16 protein-coding genes are annotated in these 15034 nt (G+C 71.9%); 9 read left to right on the top strand and 7 right to left on the bottom strand.

Annotated features, from left to right (window positions below; translation table 11 throughout):
* Positions 1-120: 120 nt before the first annotated feature.
* Complete coding sequence (locus tag BA062_RS11455) at positions 121-741, bottom strand: class I SAM-dependent methyltransferase (protein WP_110336024.1); 621 nt, start codon at positions 739-741, stop codon at positions 121-123.
* A 129-nt stretch (positions 742-870) separates the two neighbouring features.
* On the opposite strand from BA062_RS11455, the gene BA062_RS11450 reads away from it, so the two are divergent.
* The 4 genes from BA062_RS11450 to BA062_RS11435 are packed head-to-tail and all read left to right on the top strand — an operon-like array spanning position 871 to position 4518.
* Positions 871-2037 carry a sensor histidine kinase gene (locus BA062_RS11450; RefSeq protein ID WP_110336023.1) on the top strand — a complete coding sequence of 389 codons (1167 nt, stop codon included), beginning with the start codon at positions 871-873 and terminating at the stop codon, positions 2035-2037.
* On the top strand, positions 2034-2687 hold the full coding sequence (locus BA062_RS11445) for a response regulator (RefSeq protein ID WP_110336022.1): 654 nt from the start codon (positions 2034-2036) through the stop codon (positions 2685-2687). Before BA062_RS11450 ends, BA062_RS11445 begins: the two co-directional genes overlap by 4 nt.
* Positions 2688-2725: 38 nt before the next feature.
* Positions 2726-3532, top strand: coding sequence for a MerR family transcriptional regulator (locus tag BA062_RS11440; protein ID WP_110336021.1), 807 nt, complete (start codon positions 2726-2728; stop codon positions 3530-3532).
* Positions 3529-4518 carry a BtrH N-terminal domain-containing protein gene (locus tag BA062_RS11435; protein WP_110336020.1) on the top strand — a complete coding sequence of 330 codons (990 nt, stop codon included), beginning with the start codon at positions 3529-3531 and terminating at the stop codon, positions 4516-4518. The genes BA062_RS11440 and BA062_RS11435 overlap by 4 nt, the downstream gene beginning before the upstream one ends.
* On the opposite strand, the gene BA062_RS11430 is transcribed toward BA062_RS11435, so the two are convergent.
* Both BA062_RS11430 and BA062_RS11425 read right to left on the bottom strand, forming a co-directional pair.
* The gene (locus BA062_RS11430) at positions 4499-5782 is read right to left on the bottom strand and encodes an RNA polymerase sigma factor (protein ID WP_210406821.1); all 1284 of its coding nucleotides are present in this window, start codon (positions 5780-5782) and stop codon (positions 4499-4501) included. The genes BA062_RS11435 and BA062_RS11430 overlap by 20 nt on opposite strands.
* 34 nt (positions 5783-5816) lie before the next feature.
* Positions 5817-6242 (bottom strand): YciI family protein, encoded by a 426-nt coding sequence (locus BA062_RS11425; protein ID WP_110336018.1) that lies wholly within the window; start codon positions 6240-6242, stop codon positions 5817-5819.
* Positions 6243-6382: 140 nt separating this feature from the next.
* Between BA062_RS11425 and BA062_RS11420 the strand changes: the two genes are divergently transcribed.
* The 4 genes from BA062_RS11420 (at position 6383) to BA062_RS11400 (ending at position 10483) form a co-directional block, all read left to right on the top strand.
* The gene (locus BA062_RS11420; RefSeq protein WP_168213925.1) at positions 6383-7480 is read left to right on the top strand and encodes a tyrosine-type recombinase/integrase; all 1098 of its coding nucleotides are present in this window, start codon (positions 6383-6385) and stop codon (positions 7478-7480) included.
* A gap of 248 nt (positions 7481-7728) precedes the next feature.
* Entirely contained in the window at positions 7729-8244 is a 516-nt protein-coding gene (locus BA062_RS11410; RefSeq protein WP_110336015.1) for a CGNR zinc finger domain-containing protein, read from the top strand.
* Between the two features lie 34 nt (positions 8245-8278).
* Entirely contained in the window at positions 8279-9049 is a 771-nt protein-coding gene (locus tag BA062_RS11405; protein WP_110336014.1) for an SGNH/GDSL hydrolase family protein, read from the top strand.
* A gap of 84 nt (positions 9050-9133) precedes the next feature.
* Positions 9134-10483, top strand: coding sequence for an MFS transporter (locus tag BA062_RS11400; protein ID WP_110336013.1), 1350 nt, complete (start codon positions 9134-9136; stop codon positions 10481-10483).
* Positions 10484-10542: 59 nt separating this feature from the next.
* Here the strand turns inward: BA062_RS11400 and BA062_RS11395 are convergent, their stop codons facing one another.
* From BA062_RS11395 to BA062_RS11380, 4 genes are all read right to left on the bottom strand, one after another.
* A complete protein-coding gene (locus BA062_RS11395) occupies positions 10543-11880 on the bottom strand; it encodes an SPFH domain-containing protein (RefSeq protein ID WP_245959843.1) in 1338 nt (445 codons plus the stop codon).
* 124 nt (positions 11881-12004) lie between these two features.
* Positions 12005-12436 carry an NfeD family protein gene (locus tag BA062_RS11390; RefSeq protein WP_110337250.1) on the bottom strand — a complete coding sequence of 144 codons (432 nt, stop codon included), beginning with the start codon at positions 12434-12436 and terminating at the stop codon, positions 12005-12007.
* 81 nt (positions 12437-12517) lie between these two features.
* A complete protein-coding gene (locus tag BA062_RS11385; protein WP_110336011.1) occupies positions 12518-13324 on the bottom strand; it encodes a DUF3097 domain-containing protein in 807 nt (268 codons plus the stop codon).
* 49 nt (positions 13325-13373) lie between these two features.
* A complete protein-coding gene (locus BA062_RS11380; RefSeq protein ID WP_110336010.1) occupies positions 13374-14117 on the bottom strand; it encodes a TetR/AcrR family transcriptional regulator in 744 nt (247 codons plus the stop codon).
* A gap of 86 nt (positions 14118-14203) precedes the next feature.
* Here BA062_RS11380 and BA062_RS11375 point away from each other — a divergent pair, with 86 nt between their 5' ends.
* Positions 14204-15028: an NmrA family NAD(P)-binding protein gene (locus BA062_RS11375; protein WP_110336009.1), complete on the top strand. Its 825-nt coding sequence runs from the start codon at positions 14204-14206 to the stop codon at positions 15026-15028.
* Positions 15029-15034 lie beyond the last annotated feature (6 nt).

The following is a 15034-nucleotide window of genomic DNA, read 5'->3' as shown; positions in this document are numbered from 1 at the left end:
ATGACGGCGCTCGCCCCGGGCAGCGCGACCCCGATCAGCAGCCCGGCCTCCGCGGCGACCAGCAGTCCGGCCACCACGAGCAGCAGTGGCCGCGGGAGGCCGGCCAGCCACGGCAGGACGTCAGGCACCGGCGCCCCGCTCGATCGGTCGCCTGCACACATAGACGAGCGCGGGCGGCAGGTTCCGCCACACCGTGCGCGTGACGATGACCTCGTCGAAGCAGGCGTCGAGCAGCGCGCGGAACCGCTGGGCCCCGGCGAGGCGCGCGGCGTGCCGGTAGGCGAACGTGCTGAACCCCCCGCGCGGCCCGAGCGCCGCGCACACCTGCGCCAGCACCCGGCGCTGCAGGTCCTCGCCGAACAGTGACCACGGCAGGCCGCTCACCACGGCGTCCACCCGCGCCGCGTCCGCACCGGCGAGCAGCGTGCCCAGTTCGGCGGCGTCCCCGCACAGCACCGACATCGCGGGATGCCTGCGCCGCAGGTGCTCGGCCATCCTCGGGTTGATCTCCACCGCGAGATGCCTGCCGCCAGGGGGCAGGCGGCGGTCGATCACCTCGCTGACCGCGCCCGTGCCGGGACCCAGCTCCACGACCACGGGGCTGCCCTGCCGGGGCACGACCGTGGCCAGCTGCCGCCCCAGATCACGCGAGCTGGGGGCGACGGCGCCGACGAGGTGCGGTTGCCGCAGCGCCGCCGCGAGGAAGACGGGCAGGCCGCGCGCGGGTGTCCTGGTGGTCATGATCCCGACGTTCGCAGCGATCAGGCCCGTTTCCCTCGGCCCCGGGGCCGGACCTCGCGGCCGGGTGAAGGAGCCCCTCTCCTCCCCCGGTAGGAGGCGCGGATCCGGCGGGCTCCCTAAGGTCGAGTCGTGTTGTCGCGGTTTCTGAGCCGGTTTCCCACGCTCGTCTGGGCGCCGGTCCGGTTCCTGCCGCTCGTGTGCACGCTGGCGTACCTGTTCGTGCTCTGCCACCCGCTGAACCCGGGCCCGGCGGACTGGGTGCTCGGCCTGGTGTCGGCGACGGCCACGATCGCGGGCGGGCGGTTCCCGCTCGCGGTCACGATCACGCAGTCCGCGCTGCTGGTCGTCGGCACGCGGGTCGCGTCGGCGACGGCGGCCGAGGTGCTGCTGTTCGTGTTCGCGGCCATCGCGGTCGGCGAGCTGACGATGCGCCGGGCGGGCGCACAGTGCTGGGTCGGCGGCACTGTCTACGTGGCGGCCCAGGTCGCGGTGTACACGCAGACCTTCGACCCGCTGCTGACCCCGCCGACGATCGCGCTCGCCACACTGCCGCCGGTGATGCTCGGCTACTACATCCGCTCGGTGCTCAACGTCGCGATGGCCGCCGAGCGCAAACGGCAGACCGCCGTGCGGGAGGCGAGGGCAGGCGAGCGGACCGCGATCGCGCGGGAGCTGCACGACCTGGTGGCCCACTACATGGCCTCGGTCGCGATGCGGGTCGGCGCGGCCAGGCTCGCCCTCGGCGACCGGGAACCCGAGGTGGCGCAGGCGCTCACCGACGTGCACGGCACGGCCCGCACGGCGCTGAACGACCTGCGCAGGCTGGTGTCGACGCTGCGGGATCCGGCGACCGTCAACGACGAGGCGGGCGCCGCGCTCGCCGAACCGGACGGGCTCGCCGGCGCGCTCCTCGCGGCGGTCGAACGCGCGCGCGGCACCGGCCTGATACTGGACGCGGAGATCGATCCCGCGGTCGCCGCGCTGGATGCCATGCGACGGCTCGCGGTCCTGAGAGTGGTGCAAGAGGGCCTGACGAACGTGATCAAACATGCCGGGACGCGGGCGCGCGCGAGCCTGCGCGTCCACACCGGTGACGACGAGGTGCGGGTCGAGGTGCGCGACGACGGCGGTGCCGGCGCGGGCGGGCACGACGCGCGCCCCGGCACCGGGTTCGGCCTGGTGGGCATCCGCGAACGGGTGGACCTGCTGGGCGGGCACATGCGGGCCGGTGCGGTGGCTTCCGGCTGGGAGCTGACCGTGGCCGTGCCCGCAGGCGTGCCGGAGGCGGTGCGGTGATCCGGGTCCTGCTCGTCGACGACCAGCAGCTGGTGCGGGCGGGCCTGCGCATGCTGTGCGGCACCACCGAGGACCTCGAGGTCGTGGGCGAGGCCGGCAACGGGCACCAGGCCACCCAGCTGGTCGAGCGGACCATGCCGGACGTCGTGGTGATGGACCTGCGGATGCCCGGGGTGGACGGGATCTCGGCGACCGCCCGCATCCTGGAGTCCCGGCCCTCCACCCGGATCCTGGTGCTCACCACGTTCGACGACGATGAGCATCTCTACCCCGCGCTGGCGGCGGGCGCGCACGGCTTCCTCGCCAAGGACGCGGCGCCGGAGGAGGTGCTCGAGGCGATCCGGCGCGTCGCCGCAGGGGACTCCCCGTTCAGTCGCACCGTGCTGCACCGGCTGGTCCGGACCGCCGTGACCGCGCGGGAGTCGGAGCCGGTACGCACACCGCCGGAGCTGTCCCAGCTCACCGACCGGGAACGCGACGTGCTCGCGCTGATCGGCGACGGGCTGTCGAACGGGGAGATCGCCCAGCGCCTGCACATCGGGGTCACGACGGTGAAGACCCACGTCGCGAGCCTGATGACCAAGACCGGCATCCCGAACCGCGTGCGGCTTGCCGTGCTGGCGGCGCGGGCGGACCTCACGTTCGGCTGAGTGGACCCTCCCGCCGTGGGAGGGTCCACGATGGTGCCGTGCGGGACGTACTTCTCACCATCGGCCGCTTCGCGCGGCTGTGCCGGCTCAGCGTCAAGCAGCTGCGCCACTACGACGAGCTGGGGCTGCTCGCGCCGGTCCACGTGGACGCGAGCTCGGGCTACCGCTACTACGCGCCCGAGCAGGCGCGCGACGCACTGACCATCGCGCTGCTGCGCGAGCTGGACCTCCCGCTGGCGGTGATCGCCGAGGCGCTGGCCGCCGAACCCGGGCACCGGACACGGATCCTGCGTGGCGAGCGGGACCGGCTGGCCGAGCGGATCGACCGCGACCGCGCGCGGCTCGCGATGCTGGAACGGCTGGCCGAGGACGGCCTGCCCGGCTACGAGATCACGCTGACCGACGAGCCGCAGCGGCGGCTGGCCGTGGTGCGCGCGGTCTGTACCACCGCGGAGATCGGCGCGGCGTTCGGCGACTGTGTGGGCAGGCTGCTGTCGGCTCTCGGAGCCGCGGGCCGCGCGTGGGAGCCACCGCTGTGGGGGCTGTACCCGCTGGACCTGGACGAGCCACTGGCGATCGCCGTGGGCGCGCAGGCGCCGGCAGGGCACGACGTTCACGGCCTGGAGTCCACGACGTTGCCGTGCGGGCTCGTCGCCGAAACCGTGCACACCGGGCCCTACGCCCAGCTGGCGCTGGCCTACAACGCGCTCTTCGCGGCCATCCACGAGCGTGGCCTGCGCCCGCGGGCACCCGTCCGCGAGGCCTATCTCGTCGCACCGCCCGAGGCGCGGGCGGAGGAACTCGTGACCAGACTGATCGTCCCCGTCGAGGAGTACCCCGCATGACCACGGTGACCGGCATCGACACCCGCGGTGGACAGCACTGCGAGACCACGGCACCCGGCGTGCTGCTGCGACACCAGGGACTCGACCTGTCGGAGCCCATGCTGTTCGGCCTCGGCTCCGGGCTGTCGTTCCTGTACTGGGACGGCAAGAACCTGGACTTCCCGTTCCTCGGCGGGCGGGTGAAGCCGTTCGAGGTCACGAGGAACCTGGCCACGACGCTCGGGCTGGACCTGCGCGTCCGGGAGACCGCCTCGGCGCGCAGGGCGTGGGAGAACGTCACGGGCCCATTGGACGCCGGTCGGCCCGTCGGCCTGCAACTCGACAGCTACCACCTGGAGTACTTCACGTCGAAGGTGCATTTCGGCGGGCACGTCGTGGCGATGTACGGCTACGACGACCACACCGCCCACCTCGTGGACACCGAGCAGCAGGGCGGTGCGGTGTCCACGAGCCTGCACAGCCTCGCCGAGGCCAGGGCCGCCCGTGGTCCCATGACCGCGAGGCACCGCTCTTTCACTCTCACCGTGCCGGGCACCGCGCCCTCGCCGCGGACCCGGCTCGTGCCCGCGATCACCGCCTGCGCCGGCGCGTTCCTCGACCCGCCCATCGCCAACGTCGGCCACCGCGGCATCGCGAAGGCGGCCACGCTGGTCCGGACGTGGCTCCAGCGCGCAGCCGACCCCCGCCGGGACCTGCCGCAGGCCGCCCGCCTCATGGAGCACGCGGGCACCGGCGGAGCCCTGTTCCGGAACCTCTACCGTGACTTCCTCGCCGAGGCCACCGACGTGCTCGACAGCGAACACCTGCGCACCGGGCACCGCCTGTACGCCGAGGCGGCGCCACTGTGGACGGAGACCGCGGCGTTGATCACGAAAGCCGGTGAGTCCGGCGAGGCGCACTACCTCGTGCAGGCGAGTGCCGTACTGGACGAGCTGGCCCGCCTCGAACGCGAGGCCATGCGGGCGCTCAGCCGCCTGGGGCGCTGAGCCCGGCCTTCTCGGCCGCCCGCTCGGCGCGCTCCAGCAACAGTGTCCGTTCGCGCTCGTTGCGGGTCAGCCCCGCGGCCGAGGTGAACTCCTCGCACGCTTCTGCGTGCCTGCCGAGCTTGGCGAGCAGGTCGCCGCGCACGCTCGGCAGCAGGTGGTACTTCGCGAGGGCCGGCTCGCCGGCCAGCCGGTCGACCAGCGCCAGCCCGGCGGCCGGACCGTCCGCCATCGACACCGCGACCGCCCGGTTCAGCTCCACGATCGGCGACGGGTTCACCTCGTTCAGCTCGCCGTACAGCGTGGCGATGCGGGACCAGTCCGTCTCCTGCGCTGTGCGGGCCCGCGCATGACAGGCCACGATCGCGGCCTGCAGCGCGTACGGGCCCAGCGAGTCGGTCAGCGCCTCGGCGCGTTCCAGAGCGGCGAGGCCCCTGCGGATGAGCAGCCGGTCCCAGCGGCCGCGGTCCTGGTCGAGCAGCAGAATGGGCTCCCCGTCGGGGCCGGTGCGCGCGCGGGCACGGGACGCCTGGATCTCCAGCAGCGCCACCAGCCCGTGCACCTCGGGTTCCTTCGGCGCCAGCTGGGCCAGCACGCGGCTGAGCCGCAGCGCCTCCGCGCACAGCTCCGGCCGCATCCAGTCGTCGCCAGCGGTGGCGGAGTAGCCCTCGTTGAAGATCAGGTAGACGACTTCCAGCACGGACGCCAGCCGCTCGGACAGCTCGGCGCCCTGCGGGACCTCGAACGGGACCTTCTTCTTCGCGAGCGTCTTCTTGGCCCGCACGATCCGCTGCGCGACCGTGGGTTCGGGCACGAGGAACGCGCGCGCGATCTCGTCGGTGGTCAGGCCGCCGAGCAGCCGCAACGTCAGCGCGACGCGTGCCTCGGTGGACAGCACCGGGTGGCACGACGTGAACACCAGCCGCAGCAGGTCGTCGCCGATGTCGTCCAGCTCGGGTTCGGGCTCGACCTGCGTCTCCAGGTCACGGCCGATCTCCTCGACCTTGCGCTCGAGCCGCTCCTGGCGGCGGAACTGGTCGATGGCCCGGCGTTTGGCCACGGCCATGAGCCAGGCGCCGGGGTTGTCCGGCACGCCTGACTCGGGCCACTGCTCCAGTGCCGCCACGAGCGCGTCCTGCGCGAGCTCCTCGGCGGCGCCGACATCGCGCATCATGCGGGCGAGCCCGGCGATCAGCCTGGCGGACTCGATGCGCCAGACCGCCTCGATCGCGCGATGGGTTTCCACGGCAGCCGTCACAGCCGCCAATCACAGCAGGACGGCGGCGTGACGGCAAGCGACTTCAGGACTTGTGCTGCTTGGCGATCTCCTCGCGCAGCTTGTCCTCGGCCTCCTTGATCTCCGGCGTGTAGGAGTCGCCGAAGTCCTCGGGCTCGGCCACCTTGCGGATCTCCACCTCGCCCTCGACGAACGGGATGCGGCGGGCCCACTCGATGGCCTCGTCCTTCGACTTGACGTCGATGATCCAGTACCCGGCGATGAGCTCCTTGGTCTCCGTGAACGGGCCGTCCACAACGGTGGTCTTGCCCTTGCCCTGGTAGCGAACCTTCGCGCCCTTGGCTGTCTCCAGCAGGCCGTTGCCGTCGAGCATCACGCCGGCCTTGACGAGCTCCTCGTTGTACCGGCCCATCTCGGCGAGTTCCTCCTCGGACGGCACCGCGCCCGACTCGGTGTCCTCGTTGCCCTTGACGATCATCATGAAGCGCATGTCGTTGTCTCCCTCTGTGTCGGTGACCGGCTCCCATGCCGGTCGTCAACGACGCGTCGAACGGACCCCCGGCGGAATCGACACGGCCCCGACATCTTTTCCGACTTTTTTCTCCGGCGACAGGGCACAATCACCAGACCATGATCGACAGCCCCGACTCCGGTGAGCTCGCCCTGCGGCAGGCCTCCGCGCACGACCTCGCCGAGGCGGTGGACCTGCTGCCCGCGCTGCCCCCGGCCGACCCGTCGGACCGCTACGCCGTCCGGCACGTCACCGTGCTGTGGCTGAGCTCCGACAAGAGCGACCACACCCGCCGCGCCTACTATGCCGACCTCGCGGCCTGGCTCTCGTGGTGCGACCGCAGCGGGCTCGACCCGCTCCGCGCGCGGCGCGCCGACGTCGACGCGTGGAAGACGACCCTGACGGTGACCGGCCGCGACGGCGTTCCCCGGCCCGCAGCCCCCTCGACGGTCGCGCGCACGCTCGCCGGCGTGTCGAGCTGGTACCGCTACCTGCAGTCCAACGACGTCACCGACACCAACCCGATCGGCGCCGTGACCAGGCCCAAACGGGCGAAGGCGTCGCCGCGCTCCGCGCTCGACGAGCGTTCGACCGCGGCGCTGCTCGACCACGTGGAGTCCCGCGCGCTGCGCCTCGACACCGAGGCCGCGTGGCGCGACGCCGCGCTGGTGGCGCTGCTCTTCTACACGGGGCTGCGCGTCTCCGGCATCACCACCGCGACCGTTGCCGACCTCGACACCGACGCGGGGCACACGATCCTGCGCTACACCGGCAAGGGCGGGCAGCGCGACTTCGTCCCCGTGGTCGCGCCGGCGCTGCGGCCGCTCGCGCGCTACCTCGGCCGCCGCGCCGACCGCGCGGGCGTGGCCCCCGAGCGGCTCACCGGCCCGCTGCTCGCGACCACCCCGCATCCGCACGACCCGGCCAAGCCCGGCGGCAAGCCGCTGCGGCAGCGCGACGTGTGGCAGGCGCTGCGCCGGTTCGCCGACGCGGCCGGGCTGCCCGCCGCGGCCACCATCTCGCCGCACACGGCGCGCCGCACCACGGGCACGCTGCTGCTCGCCCACAACGTCCCGGTGCAGAAGGTGCAGGACCTCCTCGGCCACGCCGACATCCGCACCACCCGCGACCGCTACGACGCCCACCGGCACAAGCTCGACAGCTCTCCGGCCCACACGCTCGCGCAGATCCTCGCCGAACACCGAGGCCGAACCTAGCCACACCGCCGAGGGAGCCCGACCGCAGTGAAGGTGGCCTTCACCGCGGTCGGGTCACTGCGGTAGTCGCGGCCAGTACCTGGCCGTTGAGCACGAGCAGCCAGCTTCCGCACAGACAGCGCCGGTAGCTGACCTGGCCGTCCGACATCGGGTGCGTCGACCGGGCGGGCTGGGGCAGTTCGTGCAGTGGCCACCCGCATCTGGGGCAACGTGGGTCGATCATGCCGCCATCGTGGTGTAATGGCTTAGTGGAGTTCAACCCTTACGGCGGCACCGCGGCGCGCGTCGCCGTGGCGATCGTCAACACGGCCGGCGCACCGCCGGAGGAACTGGTGGCCCGGCTGCGGGCCGAGGACATGCGGCTCACGTCGCTGACCACCGAACAGGCCCGCGAGGTGGCCGCGTGGGCCGAGCGGCTGCGGCGGGTGTTCGCCGAACCGGACGCCGACAGGCGCGTGGACCTGCTGAACGTGCTGCTGGCCGACTCGGCGTGCCGCCCGCACATCTCCCGGCACCATGGCAAGGCGCCCCACATCCACTACGCCGGCGAGGACGACGGCTGGGTGCGCCGCATCCAGGCCTACACCGCGGGCGGGCTCGCCCATCTGCTCTGCGACGATCCCGCGCGTATGGGCGTGTGCGCGCGGGAGGGCTGCGACGTCGTGTACGTCGACACCTCCCGCAACGGCCGCCGCCGGTTCTGCTCCACCCGCTGCGCCACCCGGGTCCACGTCGCCGACCACCGCGAACGGCAGCGCGTGTGACAGGCCACAACGCCGGAATCGCTACAGTCGAAGCATGATCGACCGGTTCGTGGCGCTCGGCGACTCGTTCACAGAAGGCGTCGGCGACGACGACCCGGCCTACCCCAACGGCGTGCGCGGCTGGGCGGATCGCACCGCCGAGCAGCTCGCCCGCCGCAACCCCGCACTCGCCTACGCCAACCTGGCGATCCGCGGCAGGCTGCTGCCGCAGGTACTGGCCGAACAGCTCGGGCCCGCGCTCGAGATGAAGCCCGACGTCGTGACCCTCTACGCGGGGGGCAACGACCTGATGCGGCCCAAGACCGACATCGACGCGCTCGCCGAGCGGTACGACGACGCCGTGGGCGCACTCGCCGAGACCGGGGCCACCGTGGTGCTCTTCACCGGCGTCGACGGGGTCGAGGACCCGCTGTTCCGCCGGATGCGCGGGCGCACCGCCATCTACAACGAGCACGTGCGCCTCATCGCGGCGCGGCACCGCGCGCTGCTCGTGGACATGTGGGCCATGCGCGAGCTGCGCGACCGGAGGCTGTGGTCGGCCGACCGCATCCACCTCAACGCGCTCGGCCACACGCGCATCGCCCGCGCCGTGCTCGACGTCCTCGGCGTAGAGCACACCGTCACGCCCGGCGAGCTGGGTCCGCGCGCGATCCTCAGCCCCAGGGAGGAGCGGGCGCAGAACCTGCGCTGGGCTCGCGAGCACGCGCTGCCGTGGATCGGCCGCCGCCTGCGTGGCGAGTCCTCCGGCGACACCATCACGCCCAAGCGTCCCGAGCTCTGCCCGGTGTCCGAGCCCGGGCACTGACGGCTCCCCCGTTCGGCCGATTGAACCGCACGCTCCACGGGTCCCTTATGTATACGGTATTCCGCCTATGCAGGGAGTGACGTCATGGTTCTCGGGCGCGACGAGGCGAACCGGACACTGCGGACACAACAGGCTCAGCGCGGGACCCAGACCCGGAGAGCCGCCGCGGCGAGCGTCATCGGAACGACCATCGAGTGGTACGACTTCTTCCTCTACAACACCGCGGCCGCACTGATCTTCCCCGCCGTGTTCTTCCCGGAGTCCAGCAGCTACGCCGGCGCCATGCAGTCCTTCGCGACCTACGCCGTGGGCTTCGCGGCCCGGCCGATCGGCGCGGCGATCTTCGGGTACTGGGGCGATCGCATCGGCCGCAAGGCGACGCTGATCAGCACACTGCTGCTGATGGGCATCTCCTCCGGCATCATCGGCGTGCTGCCCGGCACCGCCTCGATCGGGATCCTCGCCCCGCTCGCGCTCGTCGCTCTGCGGTTGCTGCAGGGTGTCGCCGTCGGCGGCGAGTGGAGCGGCTCGGTGCTACTGGCGATGGAGTGGGGCGACCAGCGCCGCCGCGGCCTCCTCGCGAGCTTCGCCCAGATCGGCGTGCCCACCGGGCTCGTCCTCGGCACCGGCGGCCTGACGCTGCTCTCCGCGCTGCTGCCCGCCGAGGCGTTCGACTCCTGGGGCTGGCGCGTCCCGTTCCTCGCGAGCTTCGTGCTCGTCGCCGTCGGGCTCGTGATCCGGCTGCGGATCCTGGAGACACCAATGTTCGCCGCCGTCGTGGCCACGCAGCGCACCTCCCGCAGCCCGGTCACCGAGGTCGTGCGCCACCACTGGCGGGAGATCCTGCTCTCGGCCGGCCTGCGCTTCAGCGAACAGATGCCGTTCTACCTGTTCACGAGCTTCGTGCTCGTCTACGCCGTCGAGGAACGCGGGCTGAGCAAGACGTTCGTGCTGAACGCCGTACTCGTCGCCGCGGCCGTCGAACTCGTGACGATCCCCTGGTTCTCGCAGCTGTCCGACCGGCTGGGCCGCAAGCGTGTCTACGTCAGCGGCGCCGTGCTCGTCGGGTTGCTGGCCTTCCCCTACTTCGCGGTGCTGCAGTACGCGAGCGCGGCGGCGATCTTCGTGATGGTGATCGTGTCGATGGTGCCGCACGCGATGCAGTACGGCCCTCAGGCCGCGCTCATCGGCGAGAGCTTCCCGACGCACCTGCGCTACGGCGGGGCCGGGCTCGGCTACCAGCTCGCGTCCGTCTTCGCGGGCGGACCGGCACCGCTGCTGGCGACGTGGCTGCTGCACGCCACCGGCACACCGTTCTCGATCTCCGTCTACATCGTGCTCGCCGCGGTGGTCACGGTCGTGTGCGTGCGCCTGCTGCCCGACCGCTCACGGGCCGACATCAGCGACGACAGCGTCTATCTCAGGAAACGCTGAGCACACAACGGAAAGGGCGCCCCGCGAGCACATCGCGGGGCGCCCTTTGTCCACTGTGGTTACTGCGGTCGCGGCGGGCCGCCGTACGGCGGGTTCTGCGGCGGGTAGGGACCGCCGCCGCCCTGCGGCGGGTTGAACGGCCCCGGCTGCTGCGGACGGCTCTGCTGCGGGCCCGCGCCGAACGGCCCCGACGGCGGGGTCGGCGGGTTGTTCACCGGCGGAGCCGCAGGCGGCGGGGGCGGAGTCGGCGGCAGCTGCTGCGGCGGCTCCTGCGCCTCGTCCGCCTCCGCCTCTGGCCCGGCGGGCCGCGTGGTGCCCCCGAGCGGGGACAGCGCCGACGGCCTCGGCCCCGGAGCGGAGGTCAGCGGACCGGGAACCTCCTGCCGCGCAACGGCTTCCGCCTCCCGCACGGCCTCGGCGACCTTCGGGTCGGTGGAGGTGTCGAACCAGCTGGCGACCTCGTCGTCGTCCAGCGCGGGCATCTCCACCCGCTCCTCCTTCGGCGGCTCGTAGCGGAACACGCCGTCCTCGCCGGGCGCCCCGAGCGAGCGCGCGAAGCCCTCGAGTGCCTTGCCGTAGTCGCTGGGCACGAGCCACACCTTGTTGGCGTCGCCCTGCGCCATCTGCGGCAGCGTCTGCAGGTACTGGTAGGCCAGCACCTCCGGAGTCGGCCTGCTCGCCTTGATCGCGGCGAACACCTTCTCGATCGCCTTCGCCTGACCCTGCGCCTGCAGGTAGCGGGCGGCCCGCTCACCCTGTGCGCGCAGGATCCGCGACTGTCGTTCCGCCTCGGCGGCGAGGATCGCGGCCTGCTTCGAACCCTCGGCCGCGAGAATCTGGCTCTGCTTCTGACCTTCCGCCGTCTTGATCGCGGACTCCCGCTGACCCTCGGCGGTGAGGATCATCGCGCGCTTCTCCCGGTCGGCGCGCATCTGCTTCTCCATCGAGTCCTGAATGGAGGGTGGCGGGTCGATCGCCTTCAGCTCCACGCGGGCGACGCGGATGCCCCACCGGCCGGTCGCCTCGTCCAGCACGCCACGCAGCTGCTGGTTGATCGAGTCACGCGAGGTCAGCGTGTCCTCGAGACTCATGCCACCGACCACGTTGCGCAGCGTCGTCGTGGTCAGCTGCTCGACACCCACGATGTAGTTGGAGATCTCGTAGACCGCGGCACGGGAGTCGGTGACCTGGAAGTACACCACCGTGTCGATCGAGACGGTCAGGTTGTCCTGCGTGATGACCGGCTGCGGGGGGAACGAGACGACCTGCTCGCGCAGGTCGACCCTGGCCCGCACCTTGTCCAGGAACGGAACCAGGAAGTTCAGGCCGGGAGAGGCGACGGTCTTGAACCGGCCGAGGCGCTCGATCACCGCCGATTGCGCTTGAGGCACCACCATCAGCGCCTTCGCGACCGTGACGATCACGAACAGCGCGAGGATGGCGACAACGATTATCGCTGCCGTCGACAAAACGTACTTCCCTTCGTCTTCCTATCGTTTTCCGCGCTGGCGCCGACGGCCATCACGGTTCCGCCGAAACCACGGCGGTCGCCCCGGAGATCTCGACGACCGTGACCGTCGTACCCGGATCGATCACATGCCCCTCTGCGATGCTGCGGGCCGACCACACGTCGCCCGCGAGCTTCACCTGACCACTGTGTGCATCCACAGTAGACACGGTCACCGCCTGCGCCCCCACCAGGGCGTCGGCGTTCGTCTTGACTCCGGGACCGGAGAGGAACCGGCGCTTCAGCGCCGGTCTGGCGAGCACAAGAAGGCCGATCGAGGCCACGGCGAACACCGCGACGTCGACGAACGCGTTGCCGGACAACGCCGCCGAGCCCGCGCCGAACAAAGCGCCGAGCCCGAGCATGAGCAGAACGAAATCGCCGGAAAGCACTTCCGCCACGATCAGACCGACTCCGACAATGAGCCAGATGAGTGCCGCTGTCATGCAGACATGCTCCCAGATCGTCACCATTTCCACCGAGAAGATCACGGGAAGTGATCTACGCGTGACCTTGCCGGAGGATGCTCACGCCTCCGGGTCGGTGACGAAGTCGATCAAGCGTTCGACGGCGCCGATCAGCGGGGTTTCGAGGTCGCGGAAACTGCTCACCCCGGCGAGCACCCGCTGCCATCCCTCGTAGGGCTCGCCCCAGCGGAGCGCGGCGCAGACGCCCTCTTTCCACTCCACGCCCTTCGGCACCGACGGCCACTGCCGGATGCCCACCGACGCGGGCTTCACCGCCTGCCAGACGTCGACGTAGGGATGACCGGTGACCAGCACGTTCTCGTCGTCGATCGCCGCGACGAGCCGGGACTCTTTGCTGCCGGGCACCAGGTGGTCCACGAGGACGCCGAGCCTGCGGCCCGGCCCGGTGCCGAACTCCGCGATGCGCTCGGCGAGCACGTCCACGCCGTCGAGCGGCTCGACGACGACGCCCTCCACCCGCAGGTCGTGTCCCCAGACGCGTTCGACGAGCTCGGCGTCGTGCTTGCCCTCGACCCAGATGCGCGAGTCACGCGCGACGCGCGCCTTGAGCCCTTCGACCCGCACCGAGCCCGACGCCGACGTCGTGCGCGCGGGGGCCGCGGGCTTGCGGGACGGCACGAGCGTCACCGGCTTGCCCTCCAGCAGGAACGCGGCGGGGCCCAGCGGGAAGACGCGGTGGTTGCCGTGCCGGTCCTCCAGTACGGCGTTGCCGTACTCGATCTTCACGAGCGCCCCGCAGTAACCGCTCGCGGGGTCCTCCAGCACCAGACCCGGCTCGGCGGGCACCTCCGGCACCTTCCGCCTGCGCGGCCCGCTCAGGATGTCGTCGTAGGAATGGGAGCGCACGGGGCCGAACCTAGCGGGCGCCCGGGGCCGTGCGCTGCCCGCCACGCCGTCAGCCCGCCGCCCCGATGCGGGCCTCGACGCCGTCGAGGATCCGCTGCAGGCCGTACTCGAAGCTGTCGAGTTCGCTCTCGAACGCCCCGGCGGCCCTGACCTCGCGCACCGCGGGGAACGCCTCGCCGGTCAGGTACTCGTCGAGCATCGGCCCGTGCTCGGCCCACCACTGCGTCTCGCTGACGCCGGTGCGCTGCTCACGTTCCCGCATCTCGACCGAGCGGCGCGCCATCCCGCGGATGTAGGTGTCGATCACGTCGGCGACGGCCACGATCTCCGCCTCCGGCAGCCCGGTGGCGGCCAGCGACCGCAGCGCCGAGTCGAAGCGGCGCATCGTGTTGGGGCCCAGCGGGTGTCGGCCGGAGGCGTGCAGCGTCCACTCGTGCCGGTGGTAGAGGACCCAGTCCTCGCGCGCCCACGACTCGGTCTTGGCGCGCCACGATCCCTCGACGGTGTGCGGCAGCACGCCCTCGGCGTCCACGGCGTCGAGCATCAGGCTCACCAGCTCGGCCTTCGCGGGCACGTAGGTGTAGAGCGACATCGTGCCGACGCCGAGCCGCTCGGCCACCTTCCGCATCGAAAGCCCCGTGAGCCCGTCGGCGTCGGCGATCTCGATGGCGGCGCTGACGATCCGGTCGAGGTCGAGTGCGGGCTTCGGGCCGCGGCGGGCGCCGCCCTCGGCACGCCAGAGCAGCCGCATGCCGCGGGTGAGGTCGGGGGAACCGTCGTTGTCGTGCGTCATCGGGGGCCATCCTATGACTCCGTGCGCTGTACGGAGTAGGCTGGCACCTTCACTTCGTACACCGTACTGAGTTGGGGGCTGTTCCGATGACGATCCTGGTGACCGGCGCTACCGGCAACATCGGCCGCATGGTGGTCGACGAGCTGTCGGGCCGCGGCCACAAGATTCGCGCACTCACCACCAACCCGGCGAAGGCGGCGCTGCCCGCCGACGTCGAGGTGTTCACCGGCTACGTGCGCAAGCCGGAGACACTCACCGCCGCTCTCGACGGCGTCGAGAAGCTCTACCTCCCGCCCACCGCCGAGACGATCGAGACCGTGGCGGCGATGGCGAAACAGGCCGGCGTGCGGCACGTCGTCGCGCTCACGTCGATCCTCGCCACCGACGACGCCGAGGACGAGTACGCGCTGTCGTTCGTCGCCATCGAGCGCACACTGCGCGAGTCGGGCCTGGACTGCACCTTCCTGCGCCCGGGCGCCTTCATGGAGAACACGACCAACTGGGCGGGGAGCATCCGCGCCGAGAGTGTGGTGCGGGCGCCGTTCCCGCAGTCCTCCGACACGGCCATCGCGATGTCCGACATCGCCGCCATCGCGGCCACCGCGCTCGCCCGGGACGGCCACGAGAACCGGGTCTACCGGCTCAGTGGACCCGAGCAGCTCACGATCCCGGAGCAGGTGCGGGCGCTCGGCGACGCCCTGGGCAGGGACATCCGCTACATCGAGCAGACCAGGGAGGAGGCCAAGCAGGAATGGCTGGCGTCCGGGTTCGACGAGGCCACCGCGGAGTGGCTGCTCGCGGGTGGCCCGGACCTGCGGGTGCCCGTCGAGCACGACTTCGAGCGCGCCACCGGCCGCCCGCCCATCACCTACGCCGAGTGGGCCAGGCGCAACGTCGAGTTGTTCCGCTGACCGCGG

It is taken from the genome of Prauserella flavalba (assembly GCF_003202235.1).
In the GTDB taxonomy this organism is placed as follows: Bacteria; Actinomycetota; Actinomycetes; order Mycobacteriales; family Pseudonocardiaceae; genus Prauserella_A; species Prauserella_A flavalba.
This window is presented reverse-complemented; position numbering and strand designations above follow the sequence as displayed.